The sequence below is a fragment of the Mesorhizobium sp. M0676 genome (assembly GCF_040320535.1).
Classification (GTDB): domain Bacteria; phylum Pseudomonadota; class Alphaproteobacteria; order Rhizobiales; family Rhizobiaceae; genus Mesorhizobium.
In genome coordinates this window covers 96,770-122,845 of sequence record NZ_JAMYPU010000008.1, presented here as the reverse complement: position 1 = coordinate 122,845, position 26,076 = coordinate 96,770, and the positions used below count along the sequence as shown (strand labels likewise).

Here is a 26,076-nt window from a genome sequence, read left to right as displayed (position 1 = left end):
CAGCGTGGCGCGCAGGATCACCGGTAGAAGCCACGGCGATCCGCGCACCGCCGACACGAGGGCCAAGGTCAAAGACGACTACAGGCCTTCGCGTGACGAAATCCTGCGCTACATCGCCGAGAACCCCGACCGCGCGGGAAAACGCGACATCGCCAAGGCGTTCGCGCTGCGCGGTGACGACCGCATCTGGCTGAAGGACATCCTGCGCGACCTGCAGGACGAAGGCATCCTGACCAAGGAGCGCAAACGGCTGGCCCGTGTCGGCGCTCTGCCGCACGTCGCCGTACTCGACATTTTTGGCCGCGACGGCGACGGCATCCTGCTGGCGCATCCGGCGGAGGCCGTCGGCACCGGCGAACCGCCGGTCATCTCGATCCGCGTCTCCCGCGGCGGCAATGGCCCGCAGCCGGGCATTGGCGACCGTGTGCTGGCCAAGACCTTCCCGACCGACGATGCGACCGGGCCCGCCTATACGGGCCGCGTAATGAAGATTTTCGAGAAGCGGACAGATGCCGTGCTGGGCGTCTTCCGTATCCTGAGGGACGGCACCTTCCGAATCGAGCCGGTCGAACGTCGCCAGCCCGAACTGATCGTCGACAAGGAATTCCAGAACGGCGCCAGGAACGGCGACCTTGTCGAGGTCGAGCCGGCGCGGGCCTCCCGGTATGGTTTGCCGCGCGCAAAAGTGCTGGCGGTGCTGGGCTCGCTGACCAGCGAAAAGGCGGTCTCGATGATCGCCATCCACGCGCACGACATTCCGCATATCTTCCCGGCCGACGTCATCGCCGAATCCGAGGCGGTAAAACCGGCGACGCTTGCTCACCGCGAGGACTGGCGCGACCTGCCGCTGGTGACCATCGACCCGGCCGACGCCAAGGACCATGACGACGCCGTCTTCGCCACGCCCGACCTCGACGAGAAGAACCCCGGCGGCGTGATCGCCACGGTGGCGATCGCCGATGTCGCGGCCTATGTCCGCTATGGCACCGCACTCGATCGCGAGGCGCTGAAACGCGGCAATTCTGTCTATTTCCCCGACCGCGTCGTGCCGATGCTGCCAGAGCGCATCTCCAACGACCTGTGCTCGCTGCGCGAAGGCCAGGACCGTCCCGCGCTTGCCGTGCGCATGATTTTTGCCGCCGATGGCCGCAAGCTGCGTCACACCTTCCACCGCGTCATGATGAAATCGGCGGCAAAGCTCGCCTATCCGCAGGCCCAGGCCGCGATAGACGGCCTTCCTGACGACAAGACCGGCCCGATCCTCGATACGGTGCTGAAGCCGCTGTGGGACGCCTACGCCATCCTCAAGCGCGGCCGCGATGGCCGCCAGCCGCTCGAGCTTGATCTGCCGGAGCGCAAGATCCTGCTCAAGCCGGACGGCACCGTCGACCGCGTCATCGTCCCGGAGCGGCTCGACGCCCACAAGCTGATCGAAGAATTCATGATCCAGGCCAATGTCGCCGCCGCCGAAACGCTGGAAGCGAAGAAGCAGGCGCTGGTCTACCGCGTCCACGATGCGCCGTCGCTGGCCAAGCAGGAATCGCTGCGCGAGTTCCTGCAGACGCTCGGCCTGTCGCTGGCGCGTGGCGCGCAGATGCGGCCCGCCCAGTTCAACGGCATTCTCGAGCGCGTGCGTGGCGCCGACAATGAGGGGCTGGTCAACGAAGTGGTGCTGCGCTCGCAGAGTCAGGCCGAATATTCGCCCAAGAACATCGGCCATTTCGGCCTCAACCTGAAGCGCTACGCGCATTTCACCTCGCCGATCCGCCGCTATGCCGATCTGATCGTGCATCGCGGGCTGATTGCCGCACTTGGGCTCGGCCCCGGCGGGCTGACGCAGGACGAAGAGACGCGGCTGGAAGACGTCGCGGTGCTGATCTCGGGCACCGAGCGCCGCGCCATGGCGGCCGAGCGCGACACCGTCGACCGGCTGATCGCCGCCTACCTCGCCGAGCGCATCGACGACCGCTTCGACGCCCGCATTTCGGGCGTCACCAAATCGGGACTATTTGTCCAATTGCCGCAGTTTGGCGCAGATGGCTTCATCCCGGTGTCAAGTCTGGATGGCGATTACTATATATATGACGAAACCGCGCGATCGCTGTTCGGAGAACGCACCGGCAAGGGCTATCAGCTTGCCGACCGCGTCGAGGTTCGCCTGATCGAGGTGGCGCCTATGGCCGGCGCGATGCGTTTCGAGATGCTGACCGACCCGAAGCCCCTGCCCGGCTCCAAACGGTCGTTTCACAAGGCAAAAGGCCGCGCCCGCGCGTCGCAATCGCGCCCGGGGTCGCGCGGCAGGAGACGATAATGGCAAGCGAAATGGGAATCCAGAAGCAGGTTTTCGGCGGCGAACATCATTCGGGCCGAGTCGCCCGCCCGCTGTGGACGGCGATGAAGCGCGGCGCCCTTGGCCGCTGCCCGCATTGCGGCGAAGGCAGGTTGTTCGCCGGCTTCACCAAAAGCGTCGACAAATGCGCCGCGTGCGGTGAGGAGTTCCACCACCACCGCGCCGACGACCTGCCCGCTTATCTCGTCATCGTCATCGTCGGCCACATCGTTCTCGGCGCCTTCATGGGCGTCGAGGCGACGTCGACGCTCTCCATGTGGCAGCACATCGCCATTTGGGTGCCGTTGACCATCGTGCTGTCGGTCGCTCTGCTGCAACCGGTCAAGGGCGCCGTCATCGGACTGCAATGGGCGCTCTATATGCACGGCTTCGGCGGCGAAAAAGACGGCACCGAGCCGCATCCCGGAACCTAGTTTGCGTCAGGGCAATGTCGCCTGGCGCAACATGCCGACCGTGAAAGGCCACTTTCGTTTGCCAGAAGTTTCCGCTAGGTCCTGCGCATGGAAGGTATAACCAAGGCGGAAGTCAGCAGGATGGACCGTGGCGCAGCCGCCCACAGCGGCCTGCCCATACGCCCGCGCGATGCCGCCACCCTGATCCTGCTCGACCGCGACGGCGACGAGATTCTGGTGCTGATGGGCCGGCGCCATGCAGGCCACGTCTTCATGCCCGGCAAGTTCGTCTTTCCCGGCGGCCGCACCGATTCGGCCGACAGCCGCATTGCCGTTGCCACCCCATTGCTTCCGGAGGAAGAAGCCAGGCTGACCGCCGGCGTCGGCCGCATCAGCCCGTCGCGGGCCCGTGCCATCGCGCTCTCGGCCATCCGCGAGACTTATGAGGAAGCCGGCCTGCTCATCGGCCGCAAAGGCTCGTTCGCAACCGACAAACGCGACTGGCAGGGCTTTGTCGAGCACGGCGTCCAGCCTTCGCTGGCGCCGCTGCGCTTCATTGCCCGCGCCATCACCCCGCCCAATCGCGTGCGTCGTTTCGACACCCGCTTCTTCAGCGCCTGGCGCAGCGATGTCGCCGTGGAACTGCCGGGTGGCGGCCCGACCAATGAGCTGGAAGAACTGGTCTGGCTGCCGCTCGCCAAGGCCAGAGAGGCCGATATCCCCGACATCACCCGAACGATCTTGCAGGAGCTGGAGACGCGGCTTGCCGGCGATCCACGCCTGCGACCCGGCGGGTCCGTGCCGTTCTACCGGCTTATCCGCAACCGCTTCGTTCGCGAAATTCTTTAGAGCAATTCCAGGAAAAGTGTGACGCGGTTTTCCGTCCGGAATTACGCAATATCAAACAGACAGAGTATTCAGGCATCACATGACGGTCGATACCCAGCAAGAGGGCGACGAGCGCGTACATTGGCTACCGATGATCGCCGCGATCTCGTCGATCAGCGTCGTCGGCATCGCCATAGGCCTCGGCATGCCGCTGCTCAGCGTTATTCTCGAGAGCCGCGGCCACTCGGCATCGATGATCGGCCTCAACACCGCGGTCGCCGGCCTCGCCTCGATCGCCGGCGCCCCGCTGGCCACGCCGCTGGCGATGCGCTTCGGCGTCGCCTGGACGATGATCGCCATGATCGCCGCCGGCGCGCTCGCCTTTGTCGGCTTCCACTTCGCGCCGGACTTCTGGATGTGGTTCCCACTACGCATCGTGCTGCACATCGCGCTGACGGTGCTGTTCATCCTGTCGGAATTCTGGATCAGCACCTCGGCGCCGCCGCGCCGGCGCGGCCTGGTGCTCGGCATCTACGCCACCGTGCTGTCGCTCGGCTTCGCCGCCGGGCCATGGATCTTCTCCCATATCGGCAGCACCGGCTTCTTGCCGTTTGGCGTCATCATCGTCCTGGTCGCGCTGGCCGCAATCCCGGTGCTGGCCGCACGGAATGAAAGTCCCACAATCGTGGTTGACGGCGAAACCAGCAACTTCCTGCGCTATATCTGGCTGGTGCCGACAGCGACCGCCGCCGTGCTGGTGTTCGGCGCCGTCGAGACCGGCGGCTTTGCGCTGTTCCCCGTCTATGGCAACCGCATCGGCTATTCCGAGGCGGATGCAGCCCTCCTGCTCACCATGATCGGCCTCGGCAACGTGCTGTTGCAGATCCCTGTCGGCATGATCAGCGACCGCGTCTCAGATCGCCGCTATCTGCTTTTGGCCTGTGCCACGGTCGGACTTGCCGGCACCATCTTCATGCCGTTCTTCGCCGGCAATTGGCACCTGATGGCGGCGCTTCTCTTTGTCTGGGGCGGTGTGGTGGCCGCCATGTACACGATCGGCCTTGCCCATCTGGGCTCGCAGCTGTCCGGCCATGAACTGGCCTCGGCCAACGCCGCCTTCGTGCTCTGCTACGGCGTCGGCATGGTGCTTGGCCCGCAGGCGATCGGCATCGGCATGGATGCCTTCGGGCCCTCCGGCTTCGGCTGGTCGCTCGGCCTGTTCTTTGCCGCCTATATCGCCTTGGTCAGCGCCAGGCTGATCCGCAAGATCTGGTAGCCTGTCCGTCGCCAGCCTGCGCAATCCTGACGGGATGTCGCCGCTGCTGACAGAACCGTGTCAGGAGACCTCAGCTAAAAGGGTGTCCCAAAAAACCCGAGTTGAGGATACGGCGATGATCGACAGCGGCTTTGAAACCACATCTCTGCGCATGACGCTTCTGCTGCTTGTCAGCTTCCAGGCCCCGGCAGCCGATGTCGACCGCATCATGGACGCCGTGGTCGCGATCGCGCCGCTGGCAATGGGCAAATACGACCGCAACGCCTATCAAACGGCGCACGGCATCGAACGCTACCGACCGCTGGAAGGTGCAGCCGCCGGGGTCGAAACCGAACTGCGCCGCCGCCCCGGCACCGTCGAGGTCTCGTTCGAGTTGCCCGACGACCAGGCGCTCGCCGCCCGCGTCGTCGAGGCGATTTTCCAGGCGCATTCCTACCAGGAGCCGGTGATCCGCATCCAGCCAATCCTCGCCAGCCGCTCCAAGGGCCTGGACGACCGCGCCAATCCGAATCGCTGGTGGAACACCACCGGCGACTGGAAGAAAGCGCTTCCAGTTAAGGAAGAAGCCTAGAAATCCGGCCCCGCTGAGGGCGAGCAACAGCGACCTTACCTTCTCTCCTTGTGGGGTGAGAAGCGGCCTCGTAGCGGACGAAAAGCCAATTGCTTGGTTTTCGAGATTCGAACGCCCTGAGCCTCAGCCTCCATCGAGCCGGTGATAAAACCGGACAACTCATGTGCTACCTAATCGGGACAACTCATGTGCTTACGACACGGCGGCCGCGCCGGGCTTGACTTTCCGGGCACGTTCTTTATGTGTCGCGCCAAGTTTCCCGCGTCCGGGTGTTTTCCCCCGCTCCAGCGGCCAAAACCCCACGAACATAACGGACTGATACAATGGCCAAAGCCGCAAACATCAAGATCAAGCTTCTGTCGACCGCCGACACCGGTTTCTTCTACGTGACCAGCAAGAACAGCCGTACCAAGACCGACAAGCTGTCGTTCCGCAAATACGACCCGGTCGCCAAGAAGCATGTCGAGTTCAAGGAAACCAAGATCAAGTAATCTGGTTTTCATACGCTCTGTCAAAAGCGCCGCCCCTTCGGGCGGCGTTTTTGATTCAAGGCCCCGAAAAGCCAGAACCCTCTGCTGTTTGGCGCGAAGTGCTCATCTCATTTTTTGGCAAAAAAGGGGGCCGGTCGGCGTATGGCAGCGGTACGAGGAGGCCACTATGTGCCAGCGCCGGCCGGCCGACCCCACGGACCCAGGAGATGCGGCGGACCTGAGCATCATGGGGTATTCGGCGAAGCGATGCGGCTGTCTACCCTCGTGCCCGCATCGCCCTTGTTCTTGCACCGCACATTTGCGCAACAATGTTTGAAAATCAATAGTTTCTTAACCAAGCCTGCCGAATCGCTTGGATTAAGGTAAATTCCTAACCCTGTCCGATTGACTGCATAATCGGTGGTCTAGCCTACGCTGCCTTGGCGACGACCCGGTTGCGGCCGCCACTTTTGGCTTCGTAGAGCGCCACGTCGGCACGTTTCATCAACGCCGCGACCGTGTCCGCGCCCTTCAGAACCGATGACACGCCGACGCTGACCGTGACTTCGATCGCCTTGCCTTCAGGGCCGATGGCAAACGGCAGCTGGGCGATTTCAGCGCGAATGCGCTCGGCAACCTTCTCCGCCACCGCGCCGTCCGTGTCCGGCATCACAACGACGAATTCCTCGCCGCCGAAGCGGCAGGCAAGGTCGATGCCCCTGACGTTCTTGCGCAGCCGCCTTGCGAACTCGCGCAGCACATCGTCGCCGCCATCATGGCCATGCGAGTCATTGACGGTCTTGAAGCGGTCCAGATCGGTGATCATCACCGACAGAGGCCGCCGCCGCGCCACGGCGCGGTCGAACAGCGTCTGCAAATGGCTGTCGAGGTAGCGGCGGTTGTGCAGCCCGGTCAACGCGTCGGTCACCGCCATCTCGATGGTCTGGGTGACACTGGCGCGCAGCTGGTCGTTGTAGCGCTTGCGGCGCACCTGCGTGCGCAGCCGCGCCGTCAGCTCCTGCTGGTCGATCGGCCGCATCAGATAGTCGTTGATGCCGAGCTCGAGCCCGCGAATGATGCGCCCCTCCTCGCCGTCATCGGCAATCAGGATGATCGGCAGGAAGCGGGTGCGGTCGAGCGAACGCAATTGCGAACACAACCGCAGCGGATCGAAATCGGTAAAACCGGTCGAGATCAGCACGCACTCATAGGGCGCCTCGGCGGCCTGGAAGAAGCCGGCATGCGGATCGGTGGCAATGTCGAGCTCGGCGCTGCCGCGCAGCATGTTCTGGATGCGCTCAACCGACGATTTGCGCTCGTCGATCAACAGCACCTTCGGCGTGGCGTCCTCCGACGCGAAGCTGCGGCTCAACAGCGCCTCGATGCCGATGTTGCGGGTGGTCGATGCGCGCAGCCGCAGCTCGTCGGTCAGCGACTTCAGCCTGACCAGGCTCTTCACCCGCGTCATCAGTTGCAGATCGTTGACCGGCTTGGTGAGAAAGTCGTCGGCGCCTGCCTCGAGGCCGCGCACCCGGTCGGCAACATGGCCCAGCGCGGTCACCATGACCACCGGTATATGCGCGGTCGCCGGATCGCTTTTCAGCCGCTTGCAGACCTCGAACCCGTCCATGCCGGGCATCATCACGTCGAGCAGCACGACATCGACCTTGCCGTTTTCGCAGGTCTCGATCGCGTCCGGCCCGTTGGAGGCCGTCAACACCTCGAAATATTCGGCCAGCAGCCGAACCTCGAGAAGTTTGACATTGGCAGGGATGTCGTCGACGACGAGGATCCGCGCGGTCATGTCACAAGGCTCCGGCTGAAGGCATCAGGCATCACCGAGATAGGATTTGATGGTCTCGATGAAACGCGGCACCGAGATCGGCTTGGAGATGTAGGCCTCGCAACCGCCCTGGCGAATGCGTTCCTCGTCGCCCTTCATGGCGAAGGCGGTGACGGCGATGACCGGAATGGAATGGAGGTCGTCGTCCTCCTTCAGCCATTTCGTCACTTCCAGCCCCGACACTTCGGGCAGCTGGATGTCCATCAGGATCAGGTCGGGCCTGTGCTGGCGCGCCAGATCGAGCGCCTCGAGCCCGTTGCGCGTGCGCACCGTCTCGTAACCGCTGGCTTCGATGAGGTCGCGAAAGAGCTTCATATTGAGCTCGTTGTCCTCGACGATCATGACCTTCTTAGGCATCGATTTCCCGTCCCGGCCAGGCTTCTGCCCGAAGCCCTGCCGCTATGCGCCCTTGTCGAAGCACACCAACCCTCGCTCACCCTTAAGGCAATATGATTGACGAAATGGAAACCCGAAGCGGCAAAAGCCATTCGGATTCCACCTCGAAAACCACATTGGATCGGGGCTGTGGCTTGCCGCAGGCGACGCTTGCGATTACTGCGGAAAAGAGACTCATTTCCGCAACGAGAAAGTAGTGATGGCAAACGCAGCGTCGATGCGCGAGGAAGCGGAAACCATTGCCGTGAAGGCACTGGGCTTCGTCGCCGCCGACCCCGAACTCCTGCCGCGCTTCCTGGCCATCACCGGCATCGAGGCGTCCGCCATCCGCCGCGCCGCGGCCGAACCGGGATTCCTTGCCGGCGTGCTGCAGTTCATCCTCGCCCACGAGCCGACCTTGCTGCGCTTTGCCGAGGAAACCGGCACCCCGCCGGCCTCAGTCGGCAAGGCGTTGCGCGCGCTGCCTCTTGGCGGCGACGACCATGAGCATTCGATATGAGCGACGATCCCGAGACGGCACGCCAGATCGCCGAACTTGCAGCCGACGACCGGCCTCTGCTGATCCTCGATGTCGACGATGTCGTGCTCGAATTCATCCGGCCGTTTCCGCATTTCCTGAAATCGCGCGGCTTCGGCCTGACCCTGGCCTCCTTCCGTCTCACCGGCAACATTGCCGAAACGGCGAGCGGCCGGCTGATCGAACAGCCGGAGGTGACGGCACTTCTCGGAGATTTCTTCGATACGCAGGCCGACTGGCAGAGCGTTACCGACGGTGCCGAACAAGCGCTTGCCAGCCTCAGCGACCGCGCCGAGATCGTCCTTTTGACCGCCATGCCGCACCGGCATCGCGCTGCGCGCCGCGCCCATCTCGATGCGCTCGGGCTGCCCTATCCGCTGTTGACCACCGAGATGGCCAAGGGACCGGCGGTGGCGAAACTGCGCGGCAAGAACGGCCGGCCGGTGGCCTTTGTCGACGACCAGCCCGCCAATCTTATCTCGGCGCGCAATTCCGTCGCCGACGCGCATCTCTTCCACCTGATGGCCGACAATTCGCTGCGCGCCTTCATGCCGCCGGTGCCCGACGACATCATCTCCGTCGAGGACTGGCGCGATGCCGCGCCGAAGATCGCGAGTGCGCTCGGGCTTTAAGCCCAAGCGCCTCCAAGCTTGGCGATCAAGGCTGCAGCTTCGCCCCTGCTCCGCCATTGTTGCCCTCGCCAGGGATCGCATCCTGATCGGTGTTGTCTTCCACGACCGGATCCGGCCCCTTCAGCATGGCGCCGTTGACCGTCACCGACCCATCGTGCCTGGCGTTGATCACCCATTCGATACGGCCATCCGGCAGCGTCTTGGCAAATCCCTTGATGGCCAAGGCGCCGGTAAAAGCCTGTGAGGCCTGCGGGTCGGTCTTCGCCGCCTCCTGCAGGCTTGCCACGATCTTGTCGTAGCCGGTCACGTCGATCGTCACGTTGGCATCGGGCTTCTCGCCATCGGGAAACGTCATATCGCCCTCCAGCCCGATTTCGGCACCGCCGCCCTTGACCGTGCTGTGGCCGATGAGGATCTTGGGGCCGTTCGCCAGAAAATCTTTCTTCACGCCGTCGCCGAAATCCGCCGAAAGCGGCGGGTTGTTGTTGAGATCGAAGGCCTCGATAGCCTTCTTGGCCATTGTGTCGAGATCGATGTTGGCCCCACCGAAATTGAGGTCGATGTCGGTGGGCAACAGCGCGACGCTCCAGGCTGGAACAAGATTTTGCGGTATCGAGAGCCCAGACGCTTTGATCCCGTAGCTGATCGTCCCGTTGCGCGAGACACCGTCCATGCCGAAGGCGATGCCGAGTGTTGCTGCGCCGAAACTGCCGATCGGGCTGCCGACGCTGAAATCCTTGAGACTGTAAGCCCCATCAATCCGCTCCCATATCGGCAGCGCGGTCAGAAGATGCGACTTGAGCTCCGCCTGATTGGCTTTCAGTTTCGCCTCGTCCTCATTGGCAACGGCGAAAGCCAACAGGTCCAGAATAGGCTTCGTGCGCAGCCCCTTGCCTTTCGCGTCGACCGAAAATTCGGGCGACTTGACCGTCAGCGGGATTTTCTGCCCGCTGTTGGGGTTGTCGATCGTGATGACCTCTGCAAAATCGGCAATCGTCTGAACCATGCTAAAATCGACACCGCCATTTGCGCCCTTGGTAGCGCTCATTGTGGCGGTTCCAGCACCAGAACTCATCTCCGTGCGCTGCCTGGCGTCCTGCGACGCCATATTCATGCCTTCAAGTGACGACGTGGCGCTGCTGAAAGCCGCCAACTCGGGATCGTAGACACCAACGAACTTCCCGCCCTTGATAGACATCTTCATGCTTTGCGGCCCCTGAGGGCCGTTGAACTCCATCGACCCTTCCGGCGCCAGATTGCCTGAGACATCCCACGCGCCATCGCTGCGTGGTTTGGTCAACAGCGTATAAGGGGTGAGATCGAGCTTCAGGCCATCCTGTTTTGCCAAGAGTTCCACGACGGGCTTGAAATCGAATGCGAGCTTGTAGGCGTCGCCTTCGACCGAGACCTTCAGAAATCCGATCTCGAACGGCTTCTTGCTGAAATAGCGCGCCAGATTGTCGGTAAGCTGCTTGGCGCCCTCGCTGTCGACCGTCTGCCCAAGCGCCGGCGCACTGCAGGCTAGAAGCAAAGCGAATGGCAAAACGCGCTTCATATCGATCCTCCACTTTATTGCAGTCGTCAAAACCGCTTCTACCACTGGTAGGAAAATACCATCACAGCCGCAAGACAAGACCTATGGATTGCTGCCGCCTACAGCACAAGCCGCATCAGCGGCCGGCCGGCCTTGCGTTCGAGGAGCCGCTCGAAGCCGGCCCTTTCGAACACACGCGACGAGCCGACGAACAGTCCGATCGAACGCGAATCGCGCGACACGTCGATCGGACACGCCTCGACCAGCCGCGCCTTGTTCTGGCGGGCAAAAGCGATGCCGCCCTCGACCAGGCGGTGGCTGACGCCCCGGCCGCGCGCGCTGGCGCGGATGAAGAAGCAGGAGATGGCCCAGACGCCGGGATCTACGGCGTCGGTTGGATCGACCGGCGCGGAGCCCCGGCCCCGATTGTTCCATTCGGGCACGTCGGCGCGCGGGCCGATCTGCATCCAGCCGACCGCTATGCCGTCCTCGAAGCCAAAAGCCCCGGCGGCGGCCCTGCCTCGATGCGCGCCTTGATATGATCCTTGTTGCGCTGCTTGTCGCTGGCCCGCCGGACCGCCGGCGCCATCCGGAAATGCGTGCACCAGCAGCCGTAACAGGCGCCCTGCTTGCCAAAAAGATCCTCGAAATCCGCCCACAGGTCAGGCGCCAGCGGCGCTATGGTGGTGCTCATGAGTTCTCTCCCGGCTAACCGCTTGTGGCGGCTTCCGTCCTGGCGTACCATTGCATCTGTTCTCTTTATGTTCGCAGCGATGGCGGCCCCTGTCAACAATCCCGAGCACGGTTTTTGCCGCGACTGCCTGACCTTTCAGCGCAGCGATACCAGGCGCTGTGAGCGTTGCGGCAGCCCTCGACTCACCCGCCATCCCGAGCTCTACCAGCTGCATCTGGCGCATATCGATTGCGACGCCTTCTATGCGGCGATCGAAAAGCGCGACAATCCGGCGCTGAAGGACAAGCCGCTGATCATCGGCGGCGGCAAGCGCGGCGTCGTCTCCACCGCCTGCTACATCGCCCGCATCAAGGGAGTGCGCTCGGCAATGCCGATGTTCAAGGCGCTCGAAGCCTGTCCGGAAGCGGTCGTCATCCCGCCCAATATGGAGAAATACGTCCGCGTTGGCCGCGATGTCCGCGCCTTGATGCAGGCGCTCACGCCGCTGGTCGAGCCGCTCTCCATCGATGAGGCGTTTCTCGACCTTGCCGGCACCGAGCGCCTGCACGGCATGCCGCCGGCGGTGGTGCTGGCGCGCTTTGCGCAGACCGTCGAAAAGGAAATCGGCATCACCGTTTCGGCCGGCCTTTCCTACTGCAAGTTCCTGGCCAAGGTTGCCTCCGATTTCCGCAAGCCGCGCGGCTTTTCGGTGATCGGCGAAGCCGAGGCGCTGGGTTTCCTGGCCGAACAGCCAGTGACGCTGATCTGGGGCGTCGGCAAGGCTTTTGCCGCAACGCTCGAACGCGACGGCATCCGCAGCATCGCCCAGTTGCAGCGCATGGAGCGCGCCGATCTTATGCGCCGCTATGGCGTGATGGGCACCCGGCTCTACCATCTCTCGCGCGGCCAGGACGACCGCCGTGTCGATCCCGACCAGGATGCGAAAAGTGTGTCGGCCGAAACCACTTTCGACACCGACATAGCTGAAATGGGCGAACTGGTTCCAGTGCTGAGGGGATTGTCGGAAAAGGTCTCGGCGCGGCTGAAGAAGTCAGGCATTGCCGGGCGCACCGTGGTGCTGAAGCTGAAGACGCAGGATTTCAAGCTGCGCACCCGCAACCGCCAGCTCGGCGACCCGACAAGGCTGGCCGACCGTATTTTCCAGACCGGGCTCGACCTGTTGCGCAAGGAGGCGGACGGGACAAAGTACCGGCTGCTCGGCATCGGTGTCAGCGATCTCTCGGATGACGAGAAGGCCGATCCGCCCGATCTCGTCGACGTCGGCTCGCGCAAGCGCGCCATGGCCGAAAGCGCCATCGATACGCTGCGCGACAAGTTCGGCAAGAAGGCGGTGGAAACCGGCTACACCTTCGGTAAAGGCCGCAACGCCAACCCGCCGGAGCCGATCGAGGAGTGAGACGGCTTAGATACGCTTGAGATCGATGCGGCTCGTCACCACGTTGTTGCCGGTTTTCGGATCGACGTCGGTAACGGTCAACCGCATTCCGTCGCCGCTGGTTTTCTCCACCGTCAACCGCGCCTTGCGATCGCCATTGACCTCCGCCGCCCAGCGATTGCCGAGACTGATCGCGTTCCCGGAACGGCTGCCGGCGAGCTGTGCCGGCCCGGTGCGCGACCCGACATAGACGCCTGTATACTTCGCCCCGCGGGCCTTCAGATTGGCGCTGATGGCGCGCGTCACCACGACAAGACCACGGCAATTGCCGTCAAGCGACAATGAGCTCGAGGTCGCGTCGGAATTGAAGGTGCAGGACACATTCACCGTCGGTGCGTCGGTGGTGACCTTGACTGTCCCCTTGCCGGAGAAATTCCCTTGCAAGGAGCTGAGAAAATTCGCCTCGTCGGCATGGGCCGCGGCGCTTGCAGTTAGCAGGCAGCCGGCTAGCAGAAACCGCGCGAATGATTTCATCGGAATCTCTTCCCCGTTGATGTTGAAGAAACGATGCGTCCAGCAATTGGCCAATACCGGGAACCAACGCCTGCCGTTTCGTCAGGTTCCACTTCCAGCATGGCTGTTTTCGCAACGGTCTGGCCCAGTCGAATGCGTCGCCTAACGGTTGCGATAGAAGTCCCGGCTTGCGACATAGCGCCTATGGCACCTTCCCCATCGATCCCCAAAGCCGCGTTCTGGATGGCGCTGTCGATCGCCTCGTTTCTGGCGATGTCAGTCGCCGGCCGCGCAACCACCGCCGAGCTCAACGTCTTCCAGGTGCTGGAACTGCGCTCGGTGATCGGCTTCTTCATCCTGTTGCCGCTGGTGACGATGAGCGGCGGATTCGCCGCAATGCGCACGCAGCGCCCGTTGGCCCATATCGCTCGCAATGTCATCCACTATACGGGCCAGGCGGCATGGCTCTATGCGCTGACGCTGATCCCGCTTGCGGTGCTCATATCGATCGAATTCACCACGCCGATCTGGACCGCGATCCTGGCGGTGACCTTTCTTGGCGAAAGGCTCTCCCGCCCGAAAATTGCGGCGGTCGTGCTTGGCCTGATCGGCGTGGTGGTCATCGTTCGCCCCGGCGTCGGCTCCATGGATCCGGGTCACCTCGTCGTTCTCGGCGCGGCCGTGTGCTTTGGCGTATCGGTGGTGTTGGTCAAGTCGCTGACCCGCACGGACAGTGTCGTGCGCATCATCTTCTGGATGCTGATCATCCAGTCGGTGGTCGGCCTGATCCCGGCGCTTTATGAATGGCGCAACCCACCGCTCGAACTCTGGCCATGGATCCTGCTGATTGCCTTCACCGGCATGTCGTCGCATTTCTGCATGGCGCGTGCCCTCACCTATGCCGACGCTACGGTGATTTCACCGATGGATTTCCTGCGCGTGCCACTGTCGGCGCTGATCGGCTGGCTGCTCTACAGCGAACAGATCGACATCTTTACAGCCGGCGGCGCCCTGCTGATCCTGATGGGCAACCTGCTCAACCTGCAGCGCAAGGCGCCAAAGCCGGCCGAGGTCGCGGCCTCGTAGCGGTCGGTCAATTCCCCTCATCCGGTATGTTGAGAAGATGCCCGCAGGCCTTGCAGTGCACGGCGTCCGGCTCATGCCGTTGCAGTCCGCACTGCGGACAGGGAAAGAACACCTTGGCGGGTCGAAAAATCGCCGTCGCCAGTCTGACGAACAGCGAGATGCCGATGATCATGGTGGCGATCGCGGTCAGCTTGCCGGCGACCCCCGGCAGCACGATGTCGCCGAAACCGGTCGTCGTCACCGTGGCAACGGTGAAATACAGCGCATCAATGTAGTTTTCGAGGCCGGCGCCGGTGCGGAAGAAGAAGGTGTAGACGAAGCCGGTGATGACGAACAGGAACGTCAACAGGTTGATGACCGCGTGGCTCGCCTCGCGCCAGGGCCTCAAGCCACGCATTTCGAAATGCCGCCACAGCGACCCGCTGCGCGACAGCGACCACAGCCGCAGGATGCGCAGGAACGCCAGATTTGCCAGCGCCGTCGGCATCAGCAGCGTCAAAAGGATGAAGACATCGACCCAGGATGTCGGCTGTTTCATCAGCCGCAACATGTCGTTGGAGGCTAACAGTCGGGCAATCAGGTCGGCGGCGACCAGCGCCGCGACGGTATAGTCGAGCCACAGGAATGACGGCTTGTCCTGGAGCACCGGCGTGGCAACGAAGAAGGCGATGATGGCGAGGTCGATGATGACCGCCACCAGTTGAAACCGGAACGCCGCCGGCGTGCGTCCGTGATAGAGCTTGCGCAGCCTGTCACGCAGCCGCGCGATGGCAGAGCTTTGCTGCGATCCGTCCTTCTCGGCTGCTTTCATCACCAAGTGCGTAACGGTCCCAGGCGGGGCCGTCTAGAGCATGATCCCAAAAAGTGGGTGCCGGTTTTTGGAAAAGATCACGTTCCAACAAAGGGTTAGATCATGATGAGATTTCTACCGAATCTCATCATGATCTAGTGGCCCCGGTGATCGTCAGCCCTCCACCACCTTGCCGTCCGGCCCGACGAGGCGCCAGGCCGAGGCGGTGTCGTAGACGAACCGCTCCTCCGCAATCCGGTCACCACGCCAGCGCTGCAGGGCCACCTCTTCCAGCCGGCGCACGGTGCCGGCCTTGTCGACACGGTCGAAGGTCCAGCGGATGGCGACATTGTCGCCATCGACCAGGAATGTCTGGACAGGATGGGTGTGCATCTTCTCGATCCGGTCGAGTGCTGCCTGCTCATGCGCCATCAGTGTTTCCTTGCCGCGCCGCGGGACGCCGAGATTTTCCTGCATGGTGGCATCGTCATGGTAGAAGTCGGCGATCGCTTTGACGTGGCTGCCTTCGACCACCTCCTTGAGGAAGGCTTCGACGCGTTCGCGGCTGGGCATGATTGTGCGTTCCTGTGAAGTTTCTGCTCAACGCATGTGGTTCAAAGGAAGGTCAGGTCAACCACGTCCTGCACGCTGGCCCTATCGGCTGCAATGTCAGGCCCAGAGCATCTTTAGGCCGTGATGCACTGGCCGACGTCGATGCGATTGCCGTGTGTATCAGCGCAGCCTAGACGAGCTCGACTTCGACCACACCCGGCACCGCGCGCATGGCCGACGCGATCTGCGGCGAGATGCGGTAGCGATTGGGCAATTCGATCTCGATCTCACCTTGCCCGGCTTCCTTGATCAGCACGAAGCTGACCTGGCCCTCGCCCTTTACCGCCAGTTGGCCGGCCAGCATGCCGATCGGAGCCGCATCGCGCACGAAGATGCGCAGCGCCTTCTGGATACGGCTGGCCTCATCCTCCAGCGACTGCACCGTCTGGATGCGCAGATTGACCCCTTCGGGCCTATCCTCGGCCGAAACGGTGATCACCACCGAACGTCCGGGCTCGAGCAGGTCGCGATACTGCGCCAGCCCTTCCGAAAACAGCACGGCTTCATATTGGCCAGATGTGTCGGAAAAGGCGATGACGCCCATCTTGTTGCCGGTTCGGGTCTTGCGCTCCTGCTTGGTGGTGACGGTGCCGGCGAGCCGGCCCGCGGCGGCACCGCGTTTGACCGCAGCCGAGAACTCGCCCCAGTTTTGCACCCGCATCTTCTGCAGGGCCGCCTTGTACTCGTCGAGCGGATGCGCCGAAAGATAGAAGCCGACGACCTGGAATTCGCGGTGCAGCCGGTCGGCGGCAAGCCACGGATCGGTCTGCGGCAAATTGAGCGCCTGCTGCTGCGCGCCGAGCGACGCGCCGAAAATGTCGTGCTGGCCCGAAATGGCATTCTGCTGCGCCAGAGAAGCCAGCCCCATCATCCGTTCGACGCCGGCCATCATCTGGGCGCGGTCGTGGCCGAAGCAGTCGAGCGCGCCGGCCATGATCAAGCTTTCGAAGACGCGCTTGCCGACGATCTTGGGATCGACCCTTTCACAGAAATCGGCGAGATTCTTGAACGGCTTTTCGCCGCGCATGGCGACGATGTGCTCGACCGCAGCGTCGCCGACGCCCTTGAGGGCCGCCAGCGAATAGTAAATGCGGTTCTCGCCGACCTCGAAATTGCGGAAGCTGGTCATCACCGACGGCGCCACCACCTCGATGCCGAGACGCAGCGCATCCTGGCGGAAATCGGCGAGTTTGTCGGTGTTGCCCATGTCGAGCGTCATCGACGCCGCCAGGAACTCGACGGGGTAGTGCGCCTTGAGATAGGCGGTCTGGTAGGACACGACGGCGTAGGCGGCCGCGTGCGATTTGTTGAAGCCGTAGTCGGCGAACTTGGCCAGAAGGTCGAAGATGAAGTCGGCCTGCGGCTTGCCGACACCGCGTTCGACCGCACCGGTGACGAAGCGCTCGCGCTGCTTGTCCATTTCGGCGCGGATCTTCTTGCCCATGGCGCGGCGCAGCAGGTCGGCTTCGCCGAGCGAATAGCCCGACAGCTCCTGCGCGATTTGCATCACCTGTTCCTGGTAGACGATGACGCCTTGCGTCTCCTTCACCAGATGGTCGATCTTGGGATGGATCGAGGCCATCTCCTCCTCGCCATGTTTTCTGGCATTGTAGGTCGGGATGTTCTCCATCGGGCCGGGACGGTAGAGCGCCACCAGCGCGATGATGTCCTCGATGCAGTCGGGCCGCATGCCGATCAGCGCCTTGCGCATGCCGGCACTTTCCACCTGGAACACACCGACCACTTCGCCGCGCGACAGCATGGCGTAGGTTTCAGGATCGTCGAGCGGGATCGTCGCCAGGTCGATCTCGATGCCGCGCCGGCGGATCAGCTTCACCGCCGTCTCCAGCACCGTCAGCGTCTTCAGGCCGAGGAAGTCGAATTTTACCAGCCCGGCCTGCTCGACATATTTCATGTTGAACTGGGTGACCGGCATGTCGGAGCGCGGATCGCGGTACATCGGCACCAGTTCCGACAAGGGCCGGTCGCCGATGACGATGCCGGCGGCGTGCGTCGAAGCGTGGCGGTAGAGCCCTTCCAGCTTTTGCGCCATATCGAGCAGCGTCTGCACGATTGGCTCCTTCTCGGCCTCCTCGGCAAAGCGCGGCTCGTTGGCGATGGCATCCGCCAGCTTGACCGGATTGGCGGGGTTCTGCGGCACCATTTTGGAGAGCTTGTCGACTTGGCCGTAAGGCATTTGCAGCACGCGGCCGACGTCGCGCAGCACCGCGCGCGCCTGCAGCGTACCGAAGGTGATGATCTGCCCAACCTGGTCGCGGCCATATTTCTGCTGGACGTAGCGGATGACCTCTTCGCGCCGGTCCTGGCAGAAGTCGATGTCGAAGTCGGGCATCGACACGCGGTCGGGGTTGAGGAAGCGCTCGAACAGCAGCGAGAAGCGCAGCGGATCGATGTCGGTGATGGTCGTGGAATAAGCGACCAGCGATCCGGCGCCCGAACCACGGCCCGGCCCGACCGGAATGCCTTGCGCCTTGGCCCATTTGATGAAGTCGGCGACGATCAGGAAATAGCCGGGAAACTTCATCTTCTCGATGATGGAGAGTTCGAAATCGAGCCGCTCGCGGTATTGTTCGACCGTGTAGCCGGAAGTGGGCCCATGCGCAGCCAGCCGCGCCTCCAGCCCCTCATGCGCCTGCCGGCGTAGCTCATCGGCCTCCGCTTTCAGCGCCACCTCATTGTCGGCGACATCGCCGCCGGTAAAGCGTGGCAGGATCGGATTGCGGGTCTTGGGATAATAGGAACAGCGCAGCGCGATCTCGACGGTGTTGTCGATCGCTTCCGGCAGGTCGGCGAACAGCCGCGCCATATCCGCCTGGCTGCGCAGGAAATTGTCCGAAGTCAGCCGGCGACGGTTGTCGGCGGCAACCACCGAACCCTCGGCAATGGCGATCAGAGCATCATGCGCGTCATAGTCGTCGCGGGCGGCGAAGAACGCCTCATTCGTGGCGACCAGCGGCAGATCATGGATATAGGCAAGGTCGACCGATGATTTCTCGATAGCGCGGTCATAACCGGAAACACGGTCCAGCTCGACATAGAGCCGGTCGCCGAACAGCGCCTTGAGGGCCAGAAGCCGCGTCTCGGCAAGATCTCGGCGATCCTCCTTCAGCGCCCGGCCGATCGGGCCGCGCGGCCCGCCGCTGAGGCAGATCAGGCCATCGCTATGGCCTTCCAGCATTGCTGACGTCAGATGCACGGGCTCGCCCGGCGGCGTCTCCAGATAGACCTGGCTGACCAGCCTGACGAGGTTGCTATAGCCAACCTCGGTGGCGGCGAGCAGCACCACGGCGTTCATCTCCGGCCCGTGGCGGCGGCGGTCGCGCTGTGCGTCACTGGTCTCGCCGGAAAAGGCGAGATCGATCTGGCAGCCGATGATCGGCTGGATGCCTTCCTTCATTGCCTTCTGGGCAAATTCCAGCGCGCCGAACAGATTGTTGGTGTCGGTGACGGCGATTGCCGGGCACTCGTCCTTGACGGCATGGCCGACGACAGCGGCGACCTGCAAGGCGCCCTCGAGCAGCGAATACGCCGAATGCACGCGCAGATGGATGAACCGCCGCGCCGGTGCCTCCGGGCGCGCGGCAGCGAGCGCTGCTTCGCGCTTCAGGGGATCGCGTGGAAGTTTGTCATCCGCCATGGTGTTTCAAATTGCTCGAAAGGCTTTGAGTCGATGGAGATGTATTGTCCCGGACCGGGCGATGCCAGTCCAGCACAAATGACCGCCGACCACAGGCTTCCGTACCCCGCCGCACGGCTCAGAGATTGTTTCGAAATTCGCTCTGGCGAGTCATATGATGGCGGTTCGAGAACCGGAGCGCAGCGGCCATTGGTCCGTGAGCACGGGAAGCGCAGAAACCACCTTCAGATGGCCGCCGGAGTAGAATTCCAAACAATCTCTAGGCGAACTCCATGATCACCGCATCCACAGCCAGGCTGTCACCCGGCTTGGCGTTGAGCTTCGACACGACAAGATCGCGGTCGGCGCGCAGCACGTTTTCCATCTTCATCGCCTCGACCACGGCCAGCGTCTCGCCGGCCTTGACCTCCTGCCCCTCGGCAACCGCGATCGACACGACCAGGCCCGGCATCGGGCAAAGCAGCATCTTGGACGTGTCCGGCGCCACCTTCTCCGGCATCAGCCTTTCCAGCTCCGCCGTGCGCGGCAGCATGGCGCGCGCCGTCACCGACATGCCTTTCCAGGCAATGCGCAGGCCGTTCGGCGCCGGCCTGATCTGCGCCGTGACCTTGCGGGCACCGACAGTGCCGCGCCAGATGAGGTCGCCCGGCCGCCAGTCGGACGCCACGGTCAGCGCTTTGCCGCCATCGACCGACAGATCGATTTCCATCGGAATGGAGATCATGCCCTCGATGATCGAAGCCTGGAGATAGTCGTCGCCGAGCTTCACCACCCAATCGCGCTTGAGTGCGCCCGAATGCGGCGCCAGCCGCCCGCCCAGCCGGTCAAGCCGATCGCGGCGCAGAAGCTCGACCGCGGTGGCGATCGCCGCCAGCACTGCCTTTTCATCGCCATTGGGCACGATCGGCGCGAAGCCGTCAGGATATTCCTCGGCGATGAAGCCCGTCGATATCCGCCCCTCGCGCCAGCGCGGATGCTGCATCAGCGCCGCCAGGAACGGGATGTTGTGCTCGATGCCGTCGACGACGAAACTGTCCAGCGCTTCCGACATGGCATCGATGGCCTCGATACGCGTGGGCGCCCAGGTGCAGAGTTTTGCCACCATCGGATCATAGAACATCGAAATCTCGGAGCCTTCGGTGACGCCGGTGTCATTGCGGATGAAGACATCGCCGAACTTGCCCTCCTCCGGCGGCCGGTAGCGCGTCAACCGGCCGATCGAGGGCAGGAAATTGCGATAGGGATCCTCGGCATAGAGCCGGCTTTCCACCGCCCAGCCGTTCAGCTTGACGTCGCTCTGCTCGATCGCCAGCTTCTCGCCGGCGGCGACACGGATCATCTGCTCGACCAGGTCGATGCCGGTAACAAGCTCCGTCACCGGATGCTCGACCTGCAATCGTGTATTCATTTCAAGGAAATAGAAGTTCTTTTCAGCATCGACGATGAACTCGACGGTGCCGGCGCTCTGGTAGTCGACCGCCTTGGCCAGCGCCACGGCCTGCTCGCCCATGGCCTTGCGCGTCCTGGCATCGAGGAATGGCGACGGCGCCTCTTCCGCAACCTTCTGGTTCCGGCGCTGGATCGAGCATTCGCGCTCGCCGAGATAGAGGGCGGTGCCATGCGCGTCGGCCAGCACCTGGATTTCGATATGACGCGGATCGACGACGAACTTTTCGATGAAGACTCGGTCGTCGCCGAACGAGCTTTTCGCCTCCGAGCGCGCCCGGTCGAAGCCGTCGCGCACTTCCGACTGGCTCCAGGCAATGCGCATGCCTTTACCGCCGCCGCCGGCCGAGGCCTTGATCATCACGGGATAACCGATCTCGCCGGCGATCTTTTCGGCATGGTCGGCATTTTCGATGACACCAAGCCAGCCGGGAACCGTCGACACCTCAGCGGCCTTGGCGAACTTCTTCGATTCGATCTTGTCGCCCATCGCCTTGATAGCCTTGGGTTTCGGACCGATGAAGACAATGCCCTCAGCCTCAAGCGCTTCGCAGAAGGCGGCCCGCTCCGACAGAAAACCGTAGCCGGGATGCACGGCCTGCGCGCCCGTCTCCTTGCAGGCAGCGATGATCTTTTCAGGCAGAAGATAGCTTTGCGCGGCAGGCGATGGCCCGATATGCACGGCTTCGTCGGCCATTTCGACGTGCACGGCGTCGCGATCGGCGTCGGAATAGACCGCTACGGTGGCAATCCCCATCCTGCGCGCCGTCTTGATGACGCGGCAAGCAATCTCGCCGCGATTGGCGATCAGGATTTTCGTGAACATCGAAGGCGTTTCCTCGGTCTTTCGTCCTTCTTATGGGCTTCGGCAGCCGGGCTCAAGCACCGCCGGCAGCGCACCCATCAAGACACTCCCTGCCCGCCCAGGGCCGTGCCGAGGGGCGAAGGTTGGGCTCGCCGACGACTGGGCCAAGATTTGCGCCATATTTGGTCGCCAAATCGGGTTGAAACAGTATAAAAACCCTGAAAGCCTGAAGACCAATCGCCTTGGGAGGAATTGCCTAATGAAAACCCGCGCCGCTGTCGCTGTCGCCGCCGGAAAGCCGTTGGAAATCATGGAGGTCGACCTCGACGGACCGCGCGAAGGCGAGGTGCTGGTCGAGATCAAGGCGACCGGCATCTGCCACACCGACGAGTTCACCCTGTCGGGCGCCGATCCCGAAGGCCTGTTTCCGGCAATCCTCGGCCATGAAGGCGCTGGCGTTGTCGTCGATGTCGGCAAGGGCGTCACCTCGGTCAAGAAGGGCGACCACGTCATCCCGCTCTACACGCCGGAATGCCGGCAGTGCCCATCCTGCCTGTCCCGCAAGACCAATTTGTGCACCGCCATCCGCGCCACGCAGGGCCAAGGCTTGATGCCCGATGGCTCCTCGCGCTTCTCGATCGGCAAGGACAAGATCTTCCACTATATGGGCTGCTCGACCTTCTCCAATTTCACCGTTTTGCCCGAGATCGCCGTCGCCAAGGTCAACCCGGACGCGCCCTTCGACAAAATCTGCTACATTGGTTGCGGCGTCACCACCGGCATCGGCGCGGTCATCAACACCGCGAAGGTCGAGCAAGGCGCGACTGCTGTCGTCTTTGGTCTCGGTGGCATCGGCCTCAACGTCATCCAGGGCCTGAAGCTCGCCGGCGCTGACATGATCATCGGTGTCGACCTCAACAACGACAAGAAGGCATGGGGCGAGCGCTTCGGCATGACGCATTTCGTCAATCCGAAGGAGATCGACGGCGACATCGTTCCTCACCTCGTCAACTTGACCAAGCGCGGCGCCGACCAGATCGGCGGCGCCGACTACACATTCGACTGCACCGGCAACACCAAGGTGATGCGCCAGGCGCTGGAAGCCTCGCATCGCGGCTGGGGCAAGTCGGTCGTCATCGGCGTGGCCGGCGCCGGCCAGGAGATTTCGACCCGGCCGTTCCAGCTGGTCACCGGCCGCACCTGGATGGGCACCGCCTTCGGCGGCGCACGCGGCCGCACCGACGTGCCAAAAATCGTCGACTGGTACATGGACGGCAAGATCCAGATCGACCCGATGATCACCCATTTGCTGAAGCTGGAAGACATCAACAAGGGCTTCGACCTTATGCATGAGGGCAAGTCGATCAGGAGCGTCGTCGTTTATTGAGGAGAAGAAGCCGCCGACCGAAGGGCCAGCGACTGTAGTTGCATGGGTTCAACAAGGGAGGAAGATAATGCCTGAGAAACTGCATCCGAAAATCGACAATGGCCTGCCGAAGGAAAGCGCAAGCTTTGCCGGCGGCACGCTGGTCTGTGCCTGCACCAGCAAGCCGGTGAAGGTGAAGGTCAAGGGCCAGATCGCCCACAACCATGCCTGTGGCTGCACCAAATGCTGGAAGCCAGACGGCGCGGTGTTCTCGGTCGTGGCGGTCGCCGGCACCGGCGATGTCACCGTGACCGAGAATGGCGACAAGCTGAAGGTGGTCGACCCCTCGGCGCTGATCCAGCGCCATGCCTGCACCGGCTGCGGCGTCCACATGCACGGGCCGGTCGAACGCGACCATCCGTTCAAGGGCCTGTCCTTCATCCATCCCGAACGTTTCGAGGAAGACGGCTGGTCGCCGCCGGGCTTCACCGCTTTCGTCTCGTCGATCATCGAATCCGGCGTCGACCCGAAGCGGATGGACGGCATCCGCGGCCAGTTGAAGTCGATCGGCCTAGAACCCTATGACTGTCTCAACCCCGGCCTGATGGACTATATCGCCACCTGGACCGCGAAGAAGTCGGGCGCGCTGCCGGCCTGACAGTACGAGATTTCTGGCATGGGGCCGGGTAAAATGCCGGCCCCATGTCCGTTTTGGAGAGATAATGCCCGCACCCGCCATCTACGTCGACGCCGACGCCTGCCCGGTGAAAGCCGAGGTCGAGAAGGTCGCCGAGCGCCATGGCGTGGTCGTCACCTACGTCTCCAATGGCGGGCTGCGTCCGTCGCGCGATCCTATGATCCGCAACGTCGTCGTCTCTAAAAGCGCCGATGCCGCTGACGATTGGATCGTCGGGAACGCAAAACCCAACGACATCGTGATCACCGCCGACATCCCGCTTGCCGCTCGCACCGTGGCGCTCGGCGCGCATGTGCTTGGGCCAACCGGCCGGCCGTTCACGCCGGAGACCATCGGCATGGCGGTTGCAATGCGCGATTTGAAGCAGCATCTGCGCGAAACCGGCGAGAGCAAGGGCTACAATGCCAGCTTTGCGCCACAGGATCGCTCGCGTTTCCTGGGTGAGCTCGACCGTATCTTGCGGCGCGCCCTGAAATCCGTCACACCCGACCAGACGTGAAGCACCATCCGAGGTCGGGTATGGCCGACATATCGCCGAATATCCCCTTGCAGCGGCACAAGCAGTTCTTTGTGTCGCTAGCCGTCGGTCTGGTCGTATTTGCCGCGGTATTCCCTTTGATTGGATCGCTCCCCGTCTCCACGCGGCTTGCTTATTCGATCTCGATTGCCGCCGATTCCTTCTTCGTCGTCTTCATCGCGCTCGTCATCGCCAAGATGCCGCTGCTGTCCGGCCGCTATCTCAGCAAGAACGCGCGCGAACTGGACCTCCCAGTGCTGGGCATCTTTTCCATCACGCTCGGCATCGTCGCCATGGCCATCGTCCTGCTGTTCCTTTTGATCAATCACAAGGATCGCGACCCCATCGAACTCGGCTTCGCCATGCTGTCGATCCCGCTTGGCTGGTTCACCATCCATGCCATGGCCGCCCTCCACTATGCGCATGTCTACTGGATGGACGGCGACGCGATCGATGCCGAAACCAAGAAGAAAATGCCGGTCGGCGGCCTCGATTTTCCCGGCAGCAAACGGCCGGACGGTTGGGACTTTCTCTATTTCGCGACGGTGATCGGCATGACGGCGCAGACCGCCGACACGGCGATCACGACCTCGCATATGCGCCGCGTGGTGCTTGTCCATTCGATCCTGTCGTTCTTCTTCAACGCCGTCATCGTCGCCGCCGTCGTCAATCTCGCGGTGAGCCTCGGCAATTGAGTATCCGTGCCCGCGATAAACCCGTGCCCGTAATAAAAACGTGATCGCATGAAACATCGCTTTCGATAGCGACGTATTGGGAGGACAAGGACGAGCGTGGCCATCCCAGGATCGCGCAGCCGGAAGGCGAGGAAAAGATGGAAACCATTGCCATGAGTCAGCCCGGCGCAGGCGCCAATGCCGCCTCACCGAAGGATACGACGCTGATCTACCGGCAATCGCGCTGGACCCGCCTGACGCACTGGCTGTGGGCGATCTCGCTGTTCTTCATGCTTTTGTCCGGCCTGCAGATCTTCAATGCCCGGCCGCAGCTCTACGTCGGCAAACAGTCCGGCTTCGAATACAACAACACCGTCTTTGCCATCGGCGCCGAAAACACCGCCACCGGCCCGCGCGGCTATACCGAAATCTTCGGCCATCGCTTCGACACCACAGGCGTGCTCGGCTGGTCGGGCCCGGCCGGGCAGCAGACGTCGCGTGCCTTCCCGTCCTGGGCGACCATCCCGTCCTACTACGATCTCGGCACCGCCCGCGTCGTGCATTTCTTCTTCGCCTGGATACTGACAACCACCTTGGTCGTCTGGCTGGTCGCCAGCCTCGTCAACGGCCATCTGCGCCGCGATCTGGCGCCGCGCCTTGACGATCTCAAGCGGCTGCCGCAGGACATCATCGAGCACGCCAAGCTGAGGTTCCACCACACGCGCCAATACAACACTCTGCAGAAAATGGCCTATGGCGGCGTGCTGTTCGTGCTGCTGCCGCTGATGATCATCACCGGCCTTGCCATGTCACCGAGCATGAACTCGGTGCTGCCCTGGCTCAACGAACTGCTCGGCGGAAGGCAGACGGCGCGCACCATCCATTTCACGGTGATGGTGCTGCTGGTCGGCTTTTTCATGGTCCATATAATGATGATCCTCGCCGCCGGCCCGATCAACGAACTGCGCTCGATCATCACCGGCTGGTACCGCACCGATCCGCCAAGGCATGGCGACACCGAGAGGAGTGCGTGA

23 protein-coding genes and 1 pseudogene are annotated in these 26,076 nt (G+C 62.9%); 15 read left to right on the top strand and 9 right to left on the bottom strand.

The genetic code is table 11. The annotated features are described in order from the left end of the window. Positions 1–4: 4 nt before the first annotated feature. The 6 genes from rnr to rpmG all read left to right on the top strand — a co-directional run bounded on the left by rnr (position 5) and on the right by rpmG (position 5,908). On the top strand, positions 5–2,311 hold the full coding sequence (gene rnr / locus NKI35_RS11145) for a ribonuclease R (protein WP_352739987.1): 2,307 nt from the start codon (positions 5–7) through the stop codon (positions 2,309–2,311). Further along, a complete protein-coding gene (locus NKI35_RS11140; protein ID WP_027050375.1) occupies positions 2,311–2,763 on the top strand; it encodes a DUF983 domain-containing protein in 453 nt (150 codons plus the stop codon). The genes rnr and NKI35_RS11140 overlap by 1 nt, the downstream gene beginning before the upstream one ends. An 87-nt stretch (positions 2,764–2,850) precedes the next feature. Then, positions 2,851–3,591 carry an NUDIX hydrolase gene (locus NKI35_RS11135; RefSeq protein WP_352739985.1) on the top strand — a complete coding sequence of 247 codons (741 nt, stop codon included), beginning with the start codon at positions 2,851–2,853 and terminating at the stop codon, positions 3,589–3,591. 79 nt (positions 3,592–3,670) lie between these two features. Next, complete coding sequence (locus tag NKI35_RS11130) at positions 3,671–4,846, top strand: MFS transporter (RefSeq protein ID WP_352739983.1); 1,176 nt, start codon at positions 3,671–3,673, stop codon at positions 4,844–4,846. Positions 4,847–4,961: 115 nt separating this feature from the next. Continuing rightward, positions 4,962–5,417: a YqfO family protein gene (locus tag NKI35_RS11125; protein ID WP_352511631.1), complete on the top strand. Its 456-nt coding sequence runs from the start codon at positions 4,962–4,964 to the stop codon at positions 5,415–5,417. Positions 5,418–5,740: 323 nt separating this feature from the next. Next, positions 5,741–5,908: a 50S ribosomal protein L33 gene (gene rpmG, locus NKI35_RS11120; protein WP_006201775.1), complete on the top strand. Its 168-nt coding sequence runs from the start codon at positions 5,741–5,743 to the stop codon at positions 5,906–5,908. A gap of 409 nt (positions 5,909–6,317) precedes the next feature. On the opposite strand, the gene NKI35_RS11115 is transcribed toward rpmG, so the two are convergent. Both NKI35_RS11115 and NKI35_RS11110 read right to left on the bottom strand, forming a co-directional pair. Beyond that, positions 6,318–7,691 carry a PleD family two-component system response regulator gene (locus NKI35_RS11115; protein ID WP_352739981.1) on the bottom strand — a complete coding sequence of 458 codons (1,374 nt, stop codon included), beginning with the start codon at positions 7,689–7,691 and terminating at the stop codon, positions 6,318–6,320. 24 nt (positions 7,692–7,715) lie between these two features. Continuing rightward, a complete protein-coding gene (locus tag NKI35_RS11110; RefSeq protein ID WP_023667574.1) occupies positions 7,716–8,087 on the bottom strand; it encodes a response regulator in 372 nt (123 codons plus the stop codon). A 238-nt stretch (positions 8,088–8,325) separates the two neighbouring features. Between NKI35_RS11110 and NKI35_RS11105 the strand changes: the two genes are divergently transcribed. Further along, entirely contained in the window at positions 8,326–8,625 is a 300-nt protein-coding gene (locus NKI35_RS11105; protein ID WP_023691161.1) for a DUF3572 domain-containing protein, read from the top strand. Further along, positions 8,622–9,275, top strand: coding sequence for a hypothetical protein (locus tag NKI35_RS11100; RefSeq protein ID WP_352739979.1), 654 nt, complete (start codon positions 8,622–8,624; stop codon positions 9,273–9,275). Before NKI35_RS11105 ends, NKI35_RS11100 begins: the two co-directional genes overlap by 4 nt. A 25-nt stretch (positions 9,276–9,300) precedes the next feature. Here the strand turns inward: NKI35_RS11100 and NKI35_RS11095 are convergent, their stop codons facing one another. Together NKI35_RS11095 and NKI35_RS11090 are read right to left on the bottom strand one after the other, a co-directional pair. After that, entirely contained in the window at positions 9,301–10,830 is a 1,530-nt protein-coding gene (locus NKI35_RS11095) for a hypothetical protein (protein ID WP_352739977.1), read from the bottom strand. A gap of 98 nt (positions 10,831–10,928) precedes the next feature. After that, a pseudogene (locus NKI35_RS11090) lies at positions 10,929–11,503 on the bottom strand (GNAT family N-acetyltransferase). A gap of 67 nt (positions 11,504–11,570) precedes the next feature. On the opposite strand from NKI35_RS11090, the gene NKI35_RS11085 reads away from it, so the two are divergent. Then, a complete protein-coding gene (locus tag NKI35_RS11085; protein ID WP_352739975.1) occupies positions 11,571–12,899 on the top strand; it encodes a DNA polymerase IV in 1,329 nt (442 codons plus the stop codon). Between the two features lie 6 nt (positions 12,900–12,905). Here the strand turns inward: NKI35_RS11085 and NKI35_RS11080 are convergent, their stop codons facing one another. Continuing rightward, complete coding sequence (locus NKI35_RS11080) at positions 12,906–13,412, bottom strand: hypothetical protein (protein WP_352739973.1); 507 nt, start codon at positions 13,410–13,412, stop codon at positions 12,906–12,908. Positions 13,413–13,595: 183 nt separating this feature from the next. On the opposite strand from NKI35_RS11080, the gene NKI35_RS11075 reads away from it, so the two are divergent. After that, complete coding sequence (locus NKI35_RS11075; protein WP_023710632.1) at positions 13,596–14,477, top strand: DMT family transporter; 882 nt, start codon at positions 13,596–13,598, stop codon at positions 14,475–14,477. 7 nt (positions 14,478–14,484) lie between these two features. On the opposite strand, the gene NKI35_RS11070 is transcribed toward NKI35_RS11075, so the two are convergent. From NKI35_RS11070 to NKI35_RS11055, 4 genes are all read right to left on the bottom strand, one after another. Then, the gene (locus NKI35_RS11070) at positions 14,485–15,288 is read right to left on the bottom strand and encodes a potassium channel family protein (protein ID WP_352739971.1); all 804 of its coding nucleotides are present in this window, start codon (positions 15,286–15,288) and stop codon (positions 14,485–14,487) included. Between the two features lie 153 nt (positions 15,289–15,441). Then, positions 15,442–15,840, bottom strand: coding sequence for a nuclear transport factor 2 family protein (locus tag NKI35_RS11065; protein WP_023667583.1), 399 nt, complete (start codon positions 15,838–15,840; stop codon positions 15,442–15,444). A 169-nt stretch (positions 15,841–16,009) separates the two neighbouring features. Next, positions 16,010–19,537, bottom strand: a complete 3,528-nt coding sequence (gene dnaE / locus NKI35_RS11060) for a DNA polymerase III subunit alpha (protein WP_352739969.1) — start codon at positions 19,535–19,537, stop codon at positions 16,010–16,012. A 259-nt stretch (positions 19,538–19,796) separates the two neighbouring features. Then, the gene (locus tag NKI35_RS11055; protein ID WP_023729859.1) at positions 19,797–21,809 is read right to left on the bottom strand and encodes an acetyl-CoA carboxylase biotin carboxylase subunit; all 2,013 of its coding nucleotides are present in this window, start codon (positions 21,807–21,809) and stop codon (positions 19,797–19,799) included. Between the two features lie 238 nt (positions 21,810–22,047). Between NKI35_RS11055 and NKI35_RS11050 the strand changes: the two genes are divergently transcribed. The 5 genes from NKI35_RS11050 to NKI35_RS11030 all read left to right on the top strand — a co-directional run bounded on the left by NKI35_RS11050 (position 22,048) and on the right by NKI35_RS11030 (position 26,076). Continuing rightward, positions 22,048–23,175, top strand: a complete 1,128-nt coding sequence (locus NKI35_RS11050; RefSeq protein WP_023681583.1) for an S-(hydroxymethyl)glutathione dehydrogenase/class III alcohol dehydrogenase — start codon at positions 22,048–22,050, stop codon at positions 23,173–23,175. A gap of 67 nt (positions 23,176–23,242) precedes the next feature. Further along, positions 23,243–23,812 carry an S-(hydroxymethyl)glutathione synthase gene (gene gfa, locus NKI35_RS11045; RefSeq protein ID WP_023748530.1) on the top strand — a complete coding sequence of 190 codons (570 nt, stop codon included), beginning with the start codon at positions 23,243–23,245 and terminating at the stop codon, positions 23,810–23,812. A gap of 64 nt (positions 23,813–23,876) precedes the next feature. Beyond that, entirely contained in the window at positions 23,877–24,350 is a 474-nt protein-coding gene (locus tag NKI35_RS11040; protein WP_023667588.1) for a YaiI/YqxD family protein, read from the top strand. Between the two features lie 20 nt (positions 24,351–24,370). Further along, positions 24,371–25,063 carry a DUF1345 domain-containing protein gene (locus NKI35_RS11035; RefSeq protein ID WP_352739967.1) on the top strand — a complete coding sequence of 231 codons (693 nt, stop codon included), beginning with the start codon at positions 24,371–24,373 and terminating at the stop codon, positions 25,061–25,063. A gap of 152 nt (positions 25,064–25,215) precedes the next feature. Next, positions 25,216–26,076, top strand: coding sequence for a cytochrome b/b6 domain-containing protein (locus NKI35_RS11030; protein ID WP_352739965.1), 861 nt, complete (start codon positions 25,216–25,218; stop codon positions 26,074–26,076).